Raw genomic sequence first — 16,998 nt, forward strand, 5'->3', positions numbered from 1 at the left:
ATGCCGAAGCGTGTGGATCACGAGGAGCGGCGCGCCCAGATCGCCGAGGCGCTCATCCAGGTCGCGGGGCGGCGTGGACTGCATGCGGTCGGCATGCGGGACGTGGCCGCGGAAGCCGGGGTTTCGCTCCGGCTCGTGCAGTACTACTTCGAGACCAAGGAGAAACTGCTCTTCTACGGCCTCCGGCACCTGACCGACCGCTTCACGGCGAGGGTGGGCGCGCGCCTGGCCGCCGCCGGCCCGGACCCCGGCCCGCGCGCCACGGTGGAGGCGCTGCTGCTGGCCTCGCTGCCGACGGACGAGGAGAGCCGTACGTTCCACCTGCTGTACAGCTCCTACGCGATCCTGTCCGTGACCGACGAGGCCCTGGCCGCCCAGCCCTTCATCGACAACCCCGACGCCGCCGAGAACTCCCTGACCGGACTCCTCGAACAGGCGCAGAAGGCAGGACTGGCCGACCCGGGCGCCGACGCGCGCACGGAGGCGGTCAGCCTGCTCGCGATGGCGGCGACCATGGGGACCAGCATCCTGGTGGGCCAGCGGGGTCCGGAGTCCGCGATCGCGGTTCTCCGTCACCACCTGGACCGGATCTTCAAGGCCGCCCCGGGGGGTTCGGCGGGCGCGTAACGCAAGGGGAGGAGGGGCGGACGTTGCGGCTCGCGCCGTCCGAAGAATTCGCGCACCCCGACGGAACGTTTCGCTGGGACGGCTCCTCTGGAGGGTGACGGATTCCCGAAGTCGCCGTAGGAGGACCCATGCCGTACCGGCCCGAGACCCCCGCTCCCACCCGCGCTGCCGCCCTCGTCGCCTCGGTGCTCGTCGTGGACGCCCTGCTCCACCTGTACTGGACGACGGGCGCCACCTGGCCCGCGGCCGACGACGGGAGCCTGTCCCAAGCGGTTCTCGGTACGGAGGTGCCGTTCACACCGCCGGTCCTGGTCCCGCTCGTCGCCCTGCTCCTCACCGCCGCCGCCGTCGTCCTCGCCCACTCCCGCCGCCCCCGCCACCGGCTCCTCCGTCTCGGCACCCTGGCCGTGGCCGCGGGCCTCTCGTCACGCGCCCTCGCGGGGATCTACTGGGTGTTCGCGAAGGAGACCGGCACCCCCTTCCACTGGCTCAACCTCACGGTCTACACACCGCTGTGCGCCGTCCTGGCCGTCGCCGCACTGTGCGTGGCGCGTGGGAAGGACGAGGCGCGTGCCCGGTGATGGCGGTGAGCGCGGTGAGCGCGGTGAGCGTATGGACGAGGACCGAACGGTCCGGCTCGTGCGAGCCGCCCAGCGCGGCGACACCCTCGCCATGGCCGAACTCCTCGACGTCCTCACCCCCTACGTCGGCCGCGTCTGCGCGGCCATCGCGCTGGACCACGGGGCGGACGCGGCGCAGGAAGCACTGGTGGCGGTCTTCAAGTCGCTGCGCAGCCTGAGGGATCCGGCCGCCCTGCACGGCTGGACCCGTGCCATCGCGGTGCGCGAGGCGGTCCGCACCGCCCGCCGCGCCGCCCGCACCGTCCCGGGCGATGTCAGCGAGCTCCCGGCCCGCGGAGACCCCCAGCTCTCCGCCGACATCAGGGACGTACTGGACCGGCTCTCCCCCGAACACCGCGCGGTGTTGATGCTGCGTGACGTGGAGGGCCTGGACGAGCGCACGGCGGCAACCCTGCTCGGCGTGCGCACGGGCACGGTGAAGTCCCGGCTGCACCGGGCCCGCGACACCTTCCGGAAGGCGTGGACGTCATGAACGAGCTCTGGCCCACCACCGACTTCGACCCCGTACGCCGCCTGCGCGCCCTGGCCGCCGGCATCCGGGGCGCCCATGTGACCGAGGCGCACCTCGACGCACCCTTCGAGCAGGTCTGGAGCGTCCTGGGGGACCTGGAGGGCGGGTTCGGGCAGGTCGTCACCGACATGGAGCGGCTGCGCGTCGTGCGACGACAGGGCGAACGGGTCGAGGCGCTGGCCCGCAGCAGATACGGAATGCGGGCCCGGCTGCGCGGCGTGCAGCGGCCGGGCTGGTGCTGGCTGCAGAGCCGGTTCCTGCTGATCGGGGTGGCCGCGACCCCCGAAGGCCGGGGCACGCGCGTGGCGTTCACCGGAGGCGTGCGGCTGCCGTCCCGCGCCGCCCTGATCCCCCTGGGCGTACGTCGTGAGGGCAGCCGCAGCGTGGAGAACCTGACGGCCCTGCTGTGAGCGGACGGCTGTGGAGGGACCGCCCGGAACGCGTCCACACGCCGCGCCGCCGCACGAAGCCTTCGGCCTCGGCCGCCTCCGCCTTGGCCTTCACCGCGGGCGAGGGCCTCGGCCTGCTGTGGCCGGCCGCGGTGACGGCCCGGCTGGCCGGCGCCCCTGCGTACCGCTGACCCATGACCGCCGCACTGAAGGTCGGTGTCCGCGCTGCAGCGCTGACGGTGGCCGGCGGGGCGAAGAACAAATCCGGCGGTGGGCACGGCGGGTGATCCCTACGATGGGGATCACCGATCCGGACGACTGGGGGTGCGCGAGAGATGGACTACAACCCGTACGCGGTCAAGCCGATCACCGAAGTGCGACCGCCGGCCCCGCCCGCGTGGACCACGTTCGACGATCATCTTCTCTACACGGTCCGCGTAGTGCACGACTTGATGCACGGCCGGCTCTCCGGGCGGCGCCCCGTGCCCTCCACGGCCCGGCTCGTGCCGGGGGAACTGCCGCTTGCCGTGGGGCCGGCTTCCCGCTCGACGTGGCGTGCGGTGGGCAACGGCACGTATCGGCACAACAGCGTGGTCGCCTTCGGCGGACCGGCGTTCGTCGTCGGCAGCATGGTCGGATCGGCACTCGGCAACGCCGCCCGCAGGAACAGGGCCGCTGCGGATGCACAACCCCGCTGGGTGGCAGATGGCCCCGGCGAGCTCACCGTCACCAACCGGCGGGCGTACTTCGGCCAGACGGCCAGGCCACTGGACTTGAACTGGTCGGGACTCCAGTCGGTGGACCTGGTCGGTCCCGATGTCTTCAGGTGCTCGTTCCAGGACGCGAACGGCGGCGGCTACTGCACCGTGCAGCTCCATTCCATGTGGGCATCGCTCATGTTCGCCCTCGCCGCGCACGTCGCGTTCCCCGCCCACCCGAGGCTGCTCTCCGGCGGCTGGTTACCCCCGGACTTCGAGGCACGCTGCGCGGCGGTCGGTGCGGACTGTCCCTCTGTCCGCTGAACCACTGCTGTTCACCGCCCCGAAGGGCGCGCAGGGGACACGCCCCCATGACGGCCGGCCAGACCGGCGCCTGACGCCCCCGGGACTCAGCGCGCCACGGCGGTACGGCGGCAACCGCGCGCCCGCCCCGAGCGCGTCGTCTCCCGCGGCATGCGACCGAGCCCCACCAGTGACCCTGGTCCGAGGGGTGGCGTTGGGTCGGTGGAGGGCCTCCCGGTCCGAAGATGCCGCCATTGTCGCTAAACGATGCCCAGTGGGCTGTGCTGGTGTGCGTGGACGGGGTAGGAGGGCCGGAGCGAGACCGCGACCTGTACCGCCTCAGCCGACCGGGAGACAAGCATGACCATCAAGGACATCGGGCCGGAACCTCAGAGCTTCGACCTTGAGGAGGCGACGCTCGAGAACACGAGCTACCGCGCGGTGGCCTGGTCCGGGAAACACCTTCAGCTGACCCTCATGTCCATCCCGGTGGGTGAGGACATCGGCTTGGAGGCGCACCCGGAGACCGACCAGTTCCTACGACTCGACGCAGGCCGGGGACGTGTCCAGATGGGCCCGACCAAGGATCGACTCGACTTCGACCGGGAGGTAGAAGACGGCTGGGCGATCTTCGTGCCCGCCGGCACTTGGCACAACGTCACCAACATCGGTGACGAGACCCTGCAGCTCTACGCCGTATACGCGCCGGTCCACCACGCTTCGGGGAAGGTGCATGCGACGGCCGCCGACGCGGAGCGCGACGAGGACGCGCGCAACGACGATCCGCCGAGCTGGTCGGTCCAGCCGGCTCACCAGCCGTCGGACGAGCACGCCTGACCAGCGGGGGGCGAGGCATATCCGTCCGGGCGGTGCGCGGCCGGACGGCGATCACGCGTTTTCCGGCGGCCGGGCGGGACGGATTCCAGAGCCCGGGCCGTACGGGATCTGCGTGAACACCGTCCCCGCCCGGAACCGAGCGCGCCCGGAGGAGCAGGGCGAGCGCCAGTGTGTCCCTCGCCGGCCCCTCCGCCTCGTTCATCACGGGGTAATCCGTCCACGTCGACGGCGGCCGGCTGCTTCACTGAGACGCCAACAAGCAAGGAGAAAGGCCGACATGAAGGAACGAGTCCGCGCCGTCCTGGTCACCGCCGACGACACGATGCTGGTCATCCGCCGGACCAGGCCCGACGTCCCCGAGTACTGGGTCCTCCCGGGCGGCGGCGTCGAGCCCGGCGACGAGTCCCGGGAGGCCGCCCTCCACCGCGAGATCCACGAGGAGATCGCCGGGAAGGCCGACATCGTCCGGCTCCTCCACACCATGGAGTCCGGCGACGAGCGCCAGCTCTTCTATCTCGCCCGCATCGCGAGCTGGTCCTTCGAGGACCGGACCGGTCCCGAGTTCAGCGCCGAGGGCCGAGGCGAGTACGCGCTGGAGCAGATCCCGCTGACCGTGGCAGGGCTCGACGGCATCGACCTCAAGCCCGAAGAGATCAGCCACGTCCTGCGGGGCGCCATCAGCGCCGGAAGCCTCGGGTGCGAGGCAACTTACTGAGTCTTCGGTACGTGCTGACCCACGCCCATCCGGTCGGTCCGCTCGGGCGAGGTGATCCTCACAAGGGGCACGGCAACAACCTGGGGTCGCGTCAGAGGAGTTACGGCGGTGCGAATGGCGCACGTGCCGGGATAGGTCTAGACAACAAACAAGCCCCAGGTCGCTGAACTGGGGCTTTGTCATGGAACACATGATGGGAATCGAACCCGCGCTATAGGTTTGGGAATGGAGAGGCCGGAGCACGTGTGCAACGGGAAGTGTAAGAATAGATGACCACGATCGAGAGCCTGTGGGAAGGCTTTGAGCTTCCCATCAAGGATGCACTCCACTACGCCGACGGGCGCTCTTACGATGTCGCCCTCGATCGAGCCGCACCGATGGGTTTCACGGCACTCTCCCCCTTTGATCTCGATGAGATGCTGGAAAGCGATCCGTCTTGGGTGTCTTCGGTCGATGGGCTTGCCGCTGTAGACCTGGGTGAGAGGGGGCTGCTGTGGGGTGGCGAGGGTTCGTACGGTTCGGAGGGGTTCGTTGCGCGTTTGACTGTTGACCGTGCTCTGGTTTGGGCAATGTTCTTTATGGAATCCAATCCATTCGACCGGATTCTGCTGTCCGAAAACGTCGCTACCTTTAGTTCGACCTCGGGGTTCGAGATTGCGGTCGACATCGACGATCCGCGAATCCAGATCTCTGTACGCCCTCCGGCGCGCCGGGGCACACCCTCCGGACGCGGCCCGGGGCCGCGCTGAAGGACGCGACGGCGCCGGGCCGGTCGGCCTTCGGAGAAGGGCCTGGCAGGGCCAAGTGGTGAGGGACTGCTGAACCGGTCTATCCAACGACTAAGGCCCCGGTCGCTGGCCTGGGCCCTCGTATCTGAGCGGATGACGGGAATCGAACCCGCGCTAGAAGCGAGGAAGATCAAACCCACCGGTTTCGTCGTCCCTGGTCAGAGGCGCTAATGTCGCTCTGACCTGCGGGGACTGGGGATCTCTGGTGATCTTGAGTTGTCAATGATGACCTGCTGTTACCCCATCCTATTGCGCGCTAGCTGCACGGCTACCGCACACCTCCGGGGCGCATTCACGCAGGTCATCACCGCTCCCGGCGGCCGATCAGAGAAGCGCTACTTCACGGCGGACGGTCCCTCGAAGTCCTCGGGGAGCGCATCCATCAGCAGCTCATCGACCGGCTTGCCGAGCCAGAAGCCCGACTGCCGCAGGCGCCCGGACTGCTTGAAACCGGCCTTCTCGTACGCCGTCACCCCGGCGGCGTTGGGCTCCAGGACCTTGAGCCACACCGTGCGCAGTGCACCGAGGTGGAAAGCCCAGTCCAGGGTCAGGCGGGTCGCCTCGGTCGCGTAGCCCTTGCCCCGGTGCTCGGGGGCGATGACGATCACGAACTCGGCGTTGTGGACAAACGTGTTGACGATGAGAACGGTCATTCCGACGGGTTCGGAGCCGTCCAGGATCTCGAACTGCTGGTAGTTGCGGTTCCCGCGCTGTCCGTCCCAGCCCTTCTCCCGCACCTCCCACGCCTGAGGGAACTGGTTGCCGTACCCGAGGATCGTCCCCGGGTCGTTCTCCCACCGGTGGTAGTGGGGGAGCATCTCCCGGCGGGGCTGACCGAGCGCGAGGCGCTGCCCGCGCAAGAGGATCAGCGGTTCGGTCGTGTCGCTCATGTCGTCCTCCTGTGTGGCCCCCTTCGAGCGGGGCCAGGTCCGTCCGGCGTGTACGTCACCGCGTACAGCGCGGTATCCGGCGGCTCCTCCACGGGCCGCCCCTGCCAGTCAACGATCCATGCGTGCAGGCGCACCGGGTCACCCGCGATCCCGTGGCGCCACTCGCCCCTCACCCCGGCCAGGGCCAGCAACAAAGCCGCAGCGGACGACTGTTCCAGACAGGCCCACCGGGCGGGCACGATTCGCGAAGCCCACCGAACCGCCCGTACAGCTGCCTGTGCCTGCTCCGGGCTGGCCAGGGGCAATGCGCGGCCGATGCACCCCAGGCGTACGAGACGGCGGAACCTTCCGCCGTGCCGTCCCACGGCGCCCGCAGCGGCTGTTGCAAGGAGCACGGGCAGGGCAGCGAGCCTCCATGTCCACGGAGCCCTTGCCGGGCGCGTGAGGGCCGCTGCGGACTCGATGGTTCCCCACGACGGGGCCTCGGTCAGATGCTCCACCACCATGGCGCCCTTGGGAAAATGATCCCCCTCGGGCGGTACGGGACGCAGCTGGGTCCGCCCAGTCCGGTAGTCGACCACCACGCAGGCGTACGGCAGCACCAGCGCCACCACGTCCTCGTTCACCGTGCCACCTCCGCGACCGGCACCCAATCCACCGGGTTCTCCACATCGATCGCCGCCATCCACATCTCGGCAACCAGCGCGGCCAGCAGGGGAGGCCACACCGATCTCGCGCCGAGCGCCACGCTGTGCAATGCGCTCCTTAACGGTCCGGGGTCGATCAGTCCAGCCGCCGCTAGACGACCGTCCGCCAAAGCAAGCAGGTGAGCGAGGTTCGCCCGTACTCCTCGGTGGAAGTCCCCGGCGAACACGCCTTTGGCCGCCCGGCTGCGATGCGCTGCGGGCAGGTGGGCGCAGCTGCGACCAGGCCAATGCGTGTCGTCGGTAGTCGGCTGTCACCCGGGATTGCTCCTGCAAGCGGTGGACGGACGAGGAGGGGACGGAGCCGCGATCAGGCCGCTGTGTGAGGGGTGGGTGCCTGCTGTGGTCAGCAGCGGGGCGAACGTCCCGCACCCCAGTTCCTCGGCGCGCGCCTGCCCGACGACCCTCGGCGACCCCGCAGGCCAGGTGTTGCCGCCGTCCGCCCCGCCCTCGACCAGATTGAGCAGCGCCTCCGCGGCCTGCTCGACGAGCTCGGGATCTCGGCGATCGGGTGATTGCGCCAGGGTGGGTCCCTCGGGTAGGCGTCGTCAACTGATGCTGGATCAGGGTTTGGTGAGAGCACTACGCTGAGAGGCGCAACAGTACTTCTCGGCGGCTGGCGGGGTCTGCCACGATGTAGTCGACCACGGCTTGCCAGACATCAGGGCGCTCGAGCTGTCGAACCACTGCCTCGGCCGGCATGGCACTGGCTTGGTTCGGGATCTGCCGGGAGCCGATTGCGGATCGGTACTCACTCGCCGTCACGCGCTTCCGGCCTTGGTTGGCCGCGGTTTCGATCATCGAGCGAAGAGTGTCCCAGCGTTGGTGGTCAGGTGTGCCAGACCTTGAGTAGTCGCAGGCTGCTTCCCTCAAGACGGAGTAGGAGACCTGGACATCAGCGAAGATGCGCGCGCGCATGTCCGGGCTGAACCATTGCGCAAGAGCTACGTACTCCCTTGCCCTGGCTGCCTGTAGACCGTGTCGGGCAGCTGCGCGTTTGAAGGCGCTCGAACGGCAAGCTGCATCACTGGGAAACTGAACCAGCAGCGCGTCACCCACCTTGATGCGAGCTGCGGCATCCAGGTCGCCATAAGGTGCGGGGCTAGCTGGTTCAGGGAAGAGTGCGGTCATGCATCCTTGATAGCGGCTCTCCCGCAGCCAGACAGTCCGTGCGGCTCCGATCACTCGCATGGGTTGCGGGGCGCAGGCGCAGTCCGTGCGACCGCCGTGGCTGCCTCGGACGTCAGGGCTCCCGGGCAGCGCTGTCTCCGGGAGTACGTCGTTCCGGAAGGTGTGGCGATCACGCTCAACGCTTCGTGGGGGCTGGAAGAGGATCTGACCTTGAAGCCGCCGGTCGGGACTGCCGCACGCAGGAGGCTGGGCGCCTGTCTGGGTTGGGGCGATGGCACGTGGGCCCTCCGATGGCACGTGGGCCCTCGGAGGTCCAGGGAACACAAAAGCCCGGGTCGTTGACCTGGGGCTTTGCTATGGAGCGGATGACGGGAATCGAACCCGCGCTATAAGCTTGGGAATCTACTGCGCGGAACGTACTCGCGAGGTGCCTGACCTGCGGAAACAGGCCCTGGCGGGCCTCTCTCGGAGGCTCTCCGGGAACCGTTTCTGACCCCTGTTGACCCTCCTTAAGGGCACGGTTGGGGCACGCGCGTCGTGGTGGAGCCCTGCAGGGGGCGTGAGCCGTCTGAATCGCCCGCGACCAGCTATCGCTGGTAGATCGCCGACGCCGGGATTGCTCCCGCAAGCAGTCGGCTGAAGGGGCGGGGAGCTACGTCCGTACGTCGAGGGGCCGCGACCGGATCGGAAGATCGGTCGCGGCCCCTCGGTGCACTGCGGGTGGGCGCATCAGACGGCGTGAAGACTGAGCGTGCCGCCGTACTCGGACCGGAACTCACGGAGCTGGAGTCCGACCACGGTGGCTAGCTCCTTGTCCGAGTACCCATGATCCGACCGATGTGTTTCCAGGATGCTGGTCAGGATGCTTGGTTCCTCGCGGTCGGGCTCGGCGGGCTCGTTCCTGCGGTAGCCGTGCTGTGACAGCTGGACCTGCAGACTCTTGTACCGGCTCTCGTCGATGCGATCCAGGCGCTTTGCGGCCTGGATCACTGCGGCCATGGATGCCTTCCAGTGCTGCTTCAGCTGGATTGCCCGCTGGAGTGTCAGGCCAGAAAGGTGGGGGCCGATGAGGGGGCCTGGCATCAGCAGCTCGGAGGCGAACACGTCCGCTTCCCGCTCGCCGTTGTCGCTCGGCAGCTGGTGCATCACAAGGTGCCCCAGCTCGTGGAAGACGGTGAACCGCTCCCGCGCCGGCGGCATGCCTTCGTTCAGGATGATCAAGGGCAGGCTGTTGGGTGGCCGCACGCTGAGGCCGGAGATCTTGGGGGACTCCAGGTTGCGTCGGACTACGACGATGCCAGCCCTCTCGACTGTTCGGATCACGTCGTGCACGGGGCCGTCGGGCAGGTGCCAGCTCGCTCGGATCTTCGCTGCGGCCCGTTCCGGGGTGTGCTCGTCGGCGTCGAGGACGGGGAGCCGGTAGATCGGCTCGATGTCCACGCTCGCCTCGAGTCGGCGGAGCTGCATGAGGAGCAGGTTGACCTCGGCTTCGATGCGCTGGAGCGCGGTCTTGCCGAGGCCGGACTGCTTGCGATGGTAGAAGCCAGACGGACCCAGCCCGACTGGCTCGTCCGGCCAGTCGAGCAGCTCTCTGGGATAGCCGAGGGCTTCCGCCACCGCTTGCACACGTTCGGGAGTCAGCGTTCCGACGCCGTTCTCCGCCTTGGACAGGGCTGCCTGCGAGATGCCTGCGAGTCCAGCCAGCTTGGACTGGGACAAGCCACGAGACTCCCGCGCGAGTTGCAGTAGGCGCGGGTTCATGGGGTGGCTACCTCTCTTCTGTACCGGTCTGATCTGCGATTTCGCGCCGCTTGGGCCGCACGATCGTATCCCGCATGGGGACCGCCGGCATCGGGGCGATAGGCGCCGCAATACCAGTCTCGCCGAGGCCGAGATCCAACTCCAGAACCCAGAGCCGATCGTCGTCGAGACTGCACGCGATGGCCATCCGTTCCAGGCCGAGCCCCTCCTTGTCGGGGAGGTAGCCGGCGACCAGGTGGGTAAGGGCTTCCATGCCCGGCAACACCTGGTTGGCGTACTCACGCCTCTGCTGCGTGGGTATGCCGCTGGTCCGGTACTTGCGGTCCCTGAACTTCTTGAACCGCAGGACGATCTTCTCTTCGAACGTCAGGAGGAGGAAGCCGCGACTGTCCCCGACCTTGACGCCCTCGCAGCCGTCGAACGCATTGACGGCTTCGTAGCGGATGAAGTCGTACACGAGATTGGCTCGTGAACGAGTGCTGATGATGATGCCGAGTTCGCTGTCCTGCTTCAGCAGTCCGAGCCAACGTCGCCATCCGAGTTCGATGCAGCCGCCGATTTTCTGGAGATGCGGCGACAGGACCAACTCGGCCTCTACTGCGCTGAGAGGTTCGGTCACAGGGAGATCCTGACGGACTTAACTATCTGCTGTCAATTATTCCGCAAACTATTCACCGAGGGGGATCGTCCTGCTCGTAGGGGGAGGTGCGGCGTGGGGGCACGCGGACCAGCTGGGCCAGGGCACGCAGGGTGGAGTCAGGCGGCAAGGCGAGCTGCATGCTCGCGGAGCTCCTGGGCTTCGGCGACTCCGCTGTACCGCCGCAGGCGGACGCGCATGTCCTGGAGGGCGGCCTGGACCTTCACCGAGCGGATGCCGTCCGCGCAGTCGAGGAAGTCGCGCCAGGTGGCCAGGGCGCCGTCCACGTCGCCTTGACGGAGGCGGACGCCCCCGAGGTCGGCGAGGACGATGGCGCGGGTGCGGCGGCGGTCGAGGCCGTGGATGTCGAGGGCGAGGTGGAGGTGTTCCTCGGCGGCGTCGAGGTCGCCGAGGCGGGAGAGGATCATGCCGGATTCGTGGGCCCAGCGGCCGGGGGAGTAGTGGGCGGCCCAGGAGTCGCCGCCCGCGGCGGCCGGCTTGCCGATGGCGGTCTCGGACATGGCGAGGTGCTTGGTGGCCATGCGGCGGTCGTCGTCCTGGGCGGCGGCGTTGGCGAGGGTGGCCTCGTAGTAGGCGACGGCTCGTGGGTTGTCGAGGTGGCGGCCGTACTCCACGCAGGCTTCGCCGAGCTGGACGGCTTCGGCCCGGTAGCCGAGGTCGACGCACTGCACCGCGAGGCCGCGGAGCGCGGTCGCCGACAGCTCCGGGTCGCCGGCTTCGGCGGCCAGGCGGAAGGAGTGCGCGTAGTAACGCTGGGCGAGTCCGCGGAGCTCGGGGGTGTCGCCTTCGTCCTGGGCCATCCAGCCAGCCAGGTGGACGAGCTGGGAGGTGGCGGCGAAGAGATCGCGGCCGGTGGCGTCGGTGAAGCGGCCATCCAGCCAGGGGGCGACGTCCTGGGTGAGGTAGCGAACGGCCAGGTGGCGGGCGTGTCCGCCTCCGAGTTCGGATGCGGAGTCGCCGAGGGCCTTCACCATGTGGCGTACGGCGGCCACCTCGCCCTGGCCGACGCGGACGGCTCCGGGAAGGGCGGTCTTGGTCCGGCGGGTGATGCTGTCCATGTCGGGCAGGCCGAGTGCGGACAGGGCGTATCCGCTGGAGGCGAGGATGAACTCCCGACGTTCCACGTCGCTCCTTCCCAGGTGCAGGACTGATGCAACGGTATCTGCGTGGAGTGCCGCAGGCATGGGCTCCGAGAGGTTGATCGCCTCGGGATCCAGTCCCAACACCTGGGCGATGTAAGGCCACCAGTGATCCGGCGTCCGCTCTCCCTCGATCCAACGGCGGGCGTGCTGGCGCTGCAGACGGCGCGGGTCACCGCTTTCCGCCAGGCCCAGGGCCCGTGCGAGGTCGGACGGACCCCAGCCCCGTGCCTCGCACGCCTGCCTGATCAGTTCCGCGACGGCCGGGTTCTTCGGCACCCGTCATCCTCCCCACCTGGGTTACGCGGGATTACGCAGGACTACATCGTGGGCTCTGTCCTAGGACTACGGACGGTCGTTCACTGAACGTCACCCGCACCAACCTCGATTGGCTCGAATCGGCCCAGTTCAGGGCCTGTTCGTGCTGCCCGGATGCGAAAGGACCTCGGTGGCGACCATGAAGTCCGCTACGAATCCCAGTACCCCCGAGACCACACCGCCGTCGTCGGTGGACGGAGAGGTGGCGCATGCCGCCTCCCCCGACGGGGAGACCGGAGGCACCCCTCCGGTCATCGCCCACGTCGTCCCGGCCCACCGAGACCTGGTCTACGACCACCTCGCCGGGCAGATGCTGCTGCCGGTGGAGGTCGTCCTCAGCGACGGGTCCACCGCGCACTCGGTACTGAGGGTCGGCCCCAGCCGGGTGGAACTGCTGAGCATCCAGCTGGGACAGGCCATTGACCGGCGGCAGAAGATGCTGGACGACCGGGTGGTGGCGTCGTGAGCCAGCCCGGGTTATCGGAGCCCCTGGAGGCGGCCTTGTCGTGGCTGTGGGCATTCGGCACCGCAGCCGGGCTGACCATGCTCGGCGTCCTCGCCCACGGCGAGTACGCCGACTCCGCGGGGCTCGCGGCCACCCCCGTGCTCAGCACCGACGACACCGGCTTCGCCGACGACGGCGTGTAGGCCGCTACGGAGCCCGGCCCGCCAACCCGGCCCACCGGCGCCGGGCGCCCGAAGTCGGAGCCCCAATTCGCGCACTTCCCGCACCCCTCACCTGGGAGGTTTCCGTGCGACACGTCACCACACCCCCCGCCGCCGCCGATACGACGGACATCCGGCTCACCACGGGCTACTACCTCGACCCCGACGGCCTGGGCGATTACGTCACCAGCCTGTTGGCCCGCTGCGCGACCGTCTTCGACGTCAAGCCGCTGCTGATCATGGACCTGGACGACCCCGCCGCATCCGGCCTCGACGCCGACAAGGGCGGCCACATCGCGCCGGGCGCCCTGGTCGAGGGTGAGGTCATCGTGCAGGCCGGCGCCCGCATCGAGAAGGGCGCCATGGTCACCGGCCCCGTCCTGATCTGAACCGGCTCCGTGATCTCCGCCGGTGCCCTGATTCGCGAGCACACGGTGATCGGGCCCGGTTGCCGCATCGGCTTCAACGCGGAGATCACCCGCAGCCTGCTGGCCGGACACATCCTCGCCAAGCACGCGTGCTTCATCGGGGACTCGGTGGTCGGCCGCCGCGTGAATCTCGGCGCGTTCTGCTCCACCACCGGACTGCGTTGCGACGGTGGCCCGATCGCCGAACCGGCCATAGAGGAGATCACCATCAATCTCGGCGGTCACCGGATCGGCACCGGGCAGACCAAGTTCGGAGCCGTCATCGGCGATGAGGTCGCCCTCCCCGCCGGGACCACGCTCGCCCCCGGAACCCTGATCGGTGCCGGCACCAGCCTCTACCCCCGCAACCAGATCGGCGGCTTCCTCCCCGCCGGCTCCAGGGCCAGGTGACCGCCATGACCCCTGACTTCCTGGTCAAGGTCACCGGCGGCACCCCGCTATCGGGCCGCTATCAGGTGCAGGGCAGTAAGAACATCGCCCTGCACCTGTACGCGGCAGCCATGCTCGCCGACGCCCCCGTGACCCTGCACAACGCGCCCGCCATCGTCGACACCGGAGCGTGCGCCCGTATCCTCCAGCACACCGGCATGGGCGCCGACTTCGACGGCGACACCTTCACCACCGGACCTGCCCGGCAGGTGTGCCCGGTCATCCACCCCGTCATCGGACACCGGGTCCGCACCACGGCGGTCCTGGCCGCCGCAGTCCTGGCCCGCACCGGCATGGTCTCCTTCCCCTACCCGGGCGGCGATGCCTTCTGCCCCCGCGTCATCGACCGGCACCTGGCCGCGATGCAGGCCGCCGGTGCCGACGTCATCACCTCCGACAGCGGCGTCCGTGCGTTCACGGGCACGCACGGGGTCCGGCCCTTCACCGTGGACGTGAATACCCCGTACGGCCCTTCGCTCGGCGCCACGGTCACGGCCATGCTCCTCGCGGCCCGCGCCGAAGGAACCTCGCTGATCACCAGCCCGAGCATCGAACCCGAGGTCACCGAGACAGCCCGCTTCCTGTCCCACCGCGGCGTCGGTATTGCCTTCGACGCCGGCAGCCTCACGGTCTCGGGCACCGACTTCATCTCCGGCGGCGCCTTCACCATCGCCGGAGACCGGATCGAGGCCGCGACCGTGGCCATGGCCGCCGCCGCGACCGGCGGGAACGTCATCCTCGACGGCATCAACCTCTACGACCTGCCCGAAGGGCTGACGATCCCGCTCGCGAAGGCCGGACTCACCCTCCACCAGGCTGTCGGACACCGGATGCAGGAGGCCGTGGACGTGATTTCCGGGCCGCTGACGGCCATCGAGACCCAGACCGGACCCCACCCCGGCCTGCCCACCGACACCGCGCCTCAGCTCGCCGCGATGCTCACCCAGGCCCAGGGCGCCTCCTTGCTCCGGGAACGGATCTACCCCCAGCGCGACACCCACGTGAACCCGCTCCAGGCCTTCGGCGCGAGCATCCACTCCACCGGCAGCCTCATCCAGATCAGCGGCAGAACACCGCTCCGGGCGGCCGAGGTGGAAGCCGCCGACATTCGCGCGGTCACCGCCCTGCTGATCGCCGCCTTGGCCGCCGACGGCACCTCTACGATCCGGGGCCTGCACCATCTCCGGCGCGGCTACGGCCACTTGCTCGACGGCCTCGCCACCCTGGGGGCGGACATCAGCACCGAACCGGAGGACGAGGAAACATGAGCCAGGCCCTACCGTTCACCACCGCCGACACCAGCCTCCTGCACGACGGACTGCGCCAGGTCATCGCCGAGGGCGCGAGCCCCGGTGGTGTCGTGGTGTGCGGTACGGCCGGCCACGGTCACACCACCCTGTCCGCCGGAGTGATCTACCCAGAGGTCGGCGAGCAGGACCCGGACGGTGGCACGGTCTATGACATCGCCTCGCTGACCAAGGTCGTTGCCACTTGGCCGCTCGTCGGCAGGGCACTGGACACGGACCTGCTCGACCTGGACACCCCCGTAAGGGAGTTCCTGCCCCTGATGGACGGCCCGACGCCGAGCGCCGACGTGACCGTACGCCAGCTGCTCTCCCACACCTCCGGTCTGCGTGCCTCCACCCGTCTCGACCTCTACGCGGGGGCCGACCGGCCGCTGTACGAGCTGATCGCACGCGAGCCACTGGAGACGGACCCGGGCGTCCACCGCTACATCAACCGCGGCTTCATCCTTCTCGGCTACGCCCTCACCCACGTCCACCAGAAGCCCCTGAACCTCCTCGCCGGCGATCTGTGGGCCGAGCTGGGCATGCCTGACACGACGTACGGGCCGTTGTCCGCCACACCCCTCATCGCGCCCACCGAGCAGCGGCCGGGGGCGCCCCGCCTCTGGGGGACGGTCCACGACGAGAACGCGGCGACGATGGGCGGGACAGCCGGGCACGCGGGCGCCTTCTCCACGGCCGACGACCTGGCCACCTATGCCGAAGCCCTCCTCGTCCCCCGCCCGGACAACCGGCTCGGCGCGTGGCTGAGCACGAGCATGGCGCCGCACGCCGAGATCGAGCCGGGGCTGCACCGGGGCCTGGGCTGGATCCTCGCCGCCGACAGCACGGTCGCTTACCACCACGGCTTCACCGGCACGAGCTTCTACCTCGCCCCCGCCACCGGCCGGTACATCGCCCTCGCCACCAACGCGATCCACAACGGCACCGCCCGCACCCGCATCGCGCCGCTGCGCGAACTCATCCTCAAGACGATCACCACGACCTGACCGGAGGCCCCGCCGTGGGTGAACTGCTGGCCGACCACACCACCCTCCGCCTCGGCGGACCCGCCCGCCGCTGGTTCACCCACAGCGACCCCGCCGCCTGGCCCGACCTCGCCCGCGCCGTGCGGCGGGAGCCCGGTCGGGCCTTCGTCCTCGGCGGCGGCAGCAACACCCTCGCCGACGACAGCGGCTACGGCGGCACGGTCATCCACATGGCCACCCGGGGGATCACCTGCCGCCACACCGGGCCCGGCGCGGTCGAGGTCACGGTGCAGGCTGGCGAGCGCCTGGCCGACCTGGTGGCCTTCACCGTGGCCGAGCAGCTGTCCGGTATCGAGTACCTGTCCGGGATCCCCGGCACCGTCGGCGCCGCCCCCGTTCAGAACACCGGCGCGTACGGCCAGGAGATAGCCGACGCCCTCGCCCGGATCACCGCCTACGACTGGCGTACCGGCCGCGCCCTCGCCCTGCCTTCCACAGCCTGTGGCTTCGGCTACCGCACCTCCGCCTTCAAGGCCCAGCCCGGCCGCCTCACGATCCTCTCCCTCACTCTCCGCCTCGTCCGGAGCGCTCTGGCGGCCCCAGTCGGCTACGCATACCTGGCAGATCACCTGGCTGTTCCGCTCTGCACCCGTCCACCCCTGGCTGAAGCCGCTGCGGCCGTCCTGGACCACCGTGCTGCCCGCGGCCTGCTCCTCCCGGAGACCGGAGACGACGCCCGCCAGGCAGGTTCCGTGTTCCTCAACCCGCCCGTAACCCCGGCCCAGGCCAACGCCGTACGTGCTGCGGGCGGCCCTCTTCACCATGACCGGGACAACGTGCCTCGGGTCAGCGCGGGATGGCTACTCGAACACGTCGGTCACTACCCGGGCCAGGAACTCCAGCCGGGAATCCGTACCTCCCGGCGCCGGACCCTGACCCTCACCGCTCACCCCGGCGCGACGAGCGTCGGCTTCGCAGCAGCCCTCATGGGCATGGCTGAACGTGTCGATGAGGCAACGGGCATCCGACTCCATCTCGAACCGATCCGCATTTGAGGAAGCTGTATGGCGTGAAGCGGCGAGGGGCTCGA

The 16,998-nt window shown here is 69.4% G+C and carries 23 protein-coding genes; 16 read left to right on the top strand and 7 right to left on the bottom strand.

The genetic code is table 11. The features are described 5' to 3' along the window. The 9 genes from DEJ51_RS17640 to DEJ51_RS17680 all read left to right on the top strand — a co-directional run bounded on the left by DEJ51_RS17640 (position 1) and on the right by DEJ51_RS17680 (position 5,470). The gene (locus DEJ51_RS17640) at positions 1-627 is read left to right on the top strand and encodes a TetR/AcrR family transcriptional regulator (RefSeq protein WP_150258458.1); all 627 of its coding nucleotides are present in this window, start codon (positions 1-3) and stop codon (positions 625-627) included. Between the two features lie 128 nt (positions 628-755). Continuing rightward, positions 756-1,208 (top strand): DUF3995 domain-containing protein, encoded by a 453-nt coding sequence (locus DEJ51_RS17645; RefSeq protein WP_150258459.1) that lies wholly within the window; start codon positions 756-758, stop codon positions 1,206-1,208. A gap of 31 nt (positions 1,209-1,239) precedes the next feature. Then, entirely contained in the window at positions 1,240-1,740 is a 501-nt protein-coding gene (locus DEJ51_RS17650; RefSeq protein ID WP_150258460.1) for an RNA polymerase sigma factor, read from the top strand. Further along, positions 1,737-2,189 carry a hypothetical protein gene (locus DEJ51_RS17655; RefSeq protein ID WP_150258461.1) on the top strand — a complete coding sequence of 151 codons (453 nt, stop codon included), beginning with the start codon at positions 1,737-1,739 and terminating at the stop codon, positions 2,187-2,189. Before DEJ51_RS17650 ends, DEJ51_RS17655 begins: the two co-directional genes overlap by 4 nt. Next, positions 2,186-2,359: a hypothetical protein gene (locus DEJ51_RS35105; RefSeq protein ID WP_223835853.1), complete on the top strand. Its 174-nt coding sequence runs from the start codon at positions 2,186-2,188 to the stop codon at positions 2,357-2,359. Before DEJ51_RS17655 ends, DEJ51_RS35105 begins: the two co-directional genes overlap by 4 nt. A 144-nt stretch (positions 2,360-2,503) precedes the next feature. After that, positions 2,504-3,190 carry a hypothetical protein gene (locus DEJ51_RS35110; RefSeq protein WP_223835854.1) on the top strand — a complete coding sequence of 229 codons (687 nt, stop codon included), beginning with the start codon at positions 2,504-2,506 and terminating at the stop codon, positions 3,188-3,190. Between the two features lie 339 nt (positions 3,191-3,529). After that, the gene (locus DEJ51_RS17670) at positions 3,530-4,006 is read left to right on the top strand and encodes a cupin domain-containing protein (protein WP_150258462.1); all 477 of its coding nucleotides are present in this window, start codon (positions 3,530-3,532) and stop codon (positions 4,004-4,006) included. A gap of 277 nt (positions 4,007-4,283) precedes the next feature. After that, positions 4,284-4,721 (top strand): NUDIX hydrolase, encoded by a 438-nt coding sequence (locus tag DEJ51_RS17675; RefSeq protein ID WP_150258463.1) that lies wholly within the window; start codon positions 4,284-4,286, stop codon positions 4,719-4,721. Positions 4,722-4,990: 269 nt separating this feature from the next. After that, a complete protein-coding gene (locus DEJ51_RS17680; protein WP_223835855.1) occupies positions 4,991-5,470 on the top strand; it encodes a hypothetical protein in 480 nt (159 codons plus the stop codon). Positions 5,471-5,844: 374 nt separating this feature from the next. Here DEJ51_RS17680 and DEJ51_RS17685 read toward each other — a convergent pair whose 3' ends face one another. The 7 genes from DEJ51_RS17685 to DEJ51_RS17710 form a co-directional block, all read right to left on the bottom strand. Further along, positions 5,845-6,399, bottom strand: coding sequence for a GNAT family N-acetyltransferase (locus DEJ51_RS17685; protein ID WP_150258464.1), 555 nt, complete (start codon positions 6,397-6,399; stop codon positions 5,845-5,847). After that, complete coding sequence (locus DEJ51_RS17690; protein WP_150261985.1) at positions 6,396-6,905, bottom strand: lasso peptide biosynthesis B2 protein; 510 nt, start codon at positions 6,903-6,905, stop codon at positions 6,396-6,398. The genes DEJ51_RS17685 and DEJ51_RS17690 overlap by 4 nt, the downstream gene beginning before the upstream one ends. 116 nt (positions 6,906-7,021) lie before the next feature. Continuing rightward, entirely contained in the window at positions 7,022-7,147 is a 126-nt protein-coding gene (locus DEJ51_RS35565; RefSeq protein WP_263411709.1) for a hypothetical protein, read from the bottom strand. A 538-nt stretch (positions 7,148-7,685) separates the two neighbouring features. Next, entirely contained in the window at positions 7,686-8,234 is a 549-nt protein-coding gene (locus tag DEJ51_RS17695) for a hypothetical protein (RefSeq protein ID WP_150258465.1), read from the bottom strand. 729 nt (positions 8,235-8,963) lie between these two features. Continuing rightward, the gene (locus DEJ51_RS17700; RefSeq protein WP_150258466.1) at positions 8,964-9,995 is read right to left on the bottom strand and encodes a helix-turn-helix domain-containing protein; all 1,032 of its coding nucleotides are present in this window, start codon (positions 9,993-9,995) and stop codon (positions 8,964-8,966) included. 7 nt (positions 9,996-10,002) lie between these two features. Beyond that, positions 10,003-10,614: a hypothetical protein gene (locus DEJ51_RS17705; protein ID WP_150258467.1), complete on the bottom strand. Its 612-nt coding sequence runs from the start codon at positions 10,612-10,614 to the stop codon at positions 10,003-10,005. Between the two features lie 137 nt (positions 10,615-10,751). Beyond that, a complete protein-coding gene (locus DEJ51_RS17710; protein ID WP_150258468.1) occupies positions 10,752-11,777 on the bottom strand; it encodes a tetratricopeptide repeat protein in 1,026 nt (341 codons plus the stop codon). A 472-nt stretch (positions 11,778-12,249) separates the two neighbouring features. Here DEJ51_RS17710 and DEJ51_RS17715 point away from each other — a divergent pair, with 472 nt between their 5' ends. The 7 genes from DEJ51_RS17715 (at position 12,250) to DEJ51_RS17740 (ending at position 16,963) form a co-directional block, all read left to right on the top strand. Further along, positions 12,250-12,576: a hypothetical protein gene (locus DEJ51_RS17715; RefSeq protein ID WP_150258469.1), complete on the top strand. Its 327-nt coding sequence runs from the start codon at positions 12,250-12,252 to the stop codon at positions 12,574-12,576. Positions 12,577-12,611: 35 nt separating this feature from the next. After that, entirely contained in the window at positions 12,612-12,758 is a 147-nt protein-coding gene (locus tag DEJ51_RS34555) for a hypothetical protein (RefSeq protein ID WP_190620452.1), read from the top strand. 104 nt (positions 12,759-12,862) lie between these two features. Continuing rightward, on the top strand, positions 12,863-13,165 hold the full coding sequence (locus DEJ51_RS17720; RefSeq protein WP_150258470.1) for a hypothetical protein: 303 nt from the start codon (positions 12,863-12,865) through the stop codon (positions 13,163-13,165). Between the two features lie 9 nt (positions 13,166-13,174). Then, on the top strand, positions 13,175-13,594 hold the full coding sequence (locus DEJ51_RS17725; RefSeq protein ID WP_150258471.1) for a hypothetical protein: 420 nt from the start codon (positions 13,175-13,177) through the stop codon (positions 13,592-13,594). A 5-nt stretch (positions 13,595-13,599) separates the two neighbouring features. Further along, positions 13,600-14,901 (top strand): UDP-N-acetylglucosamine 1-carboxyvinyltransferase, encoded by a 1,302-nt coding sequence (locus DEJ51_RS17730; protein WP_150258472.1) that lies wholly within the window; start codon positions 13,600-13,602, stop codon positions 14,899-14,901. Next, positions 14,898-15,929, top strand: a complete 1,032-nt coding sequence (locus tag DEJ51_RS17735) for a serine hydrolase domain-containing protein (RefSeq protein WP_150258473.1) — start codon at positions 14,898-14,900, stop codon at positions 15,927-15,929. The genes DEJ51_RS17730 and DEJ51_RS17735 overlap by 4 nt, the downstream gene beginning before the upstream one ends. A 14-nt stretch (positions 15,930-15,943) precedes the next feature. Then, a complete protein-coding gene (locus tag DEJ51_RS17740; protein WP_190620454.1) occupies positions 15,944-16,963 on the top strand; it encodes a UDP-N-acetylmuramate dehydrogenase in 1,020 nt (339 codons plus the stop codon). Positions 16,964-16,998: the final 35 nt, after the last annotated feature.

The sequence above is a fragment of the Streptomyces venezuelae genome (assembly GCF_008642275.1).
GTDB lineage: Bacteria > Actinomycetota > Actinomycetes > Streptomycetales > Streptomycetaceae > Streptomyces > Streptomyces venezuelae_E.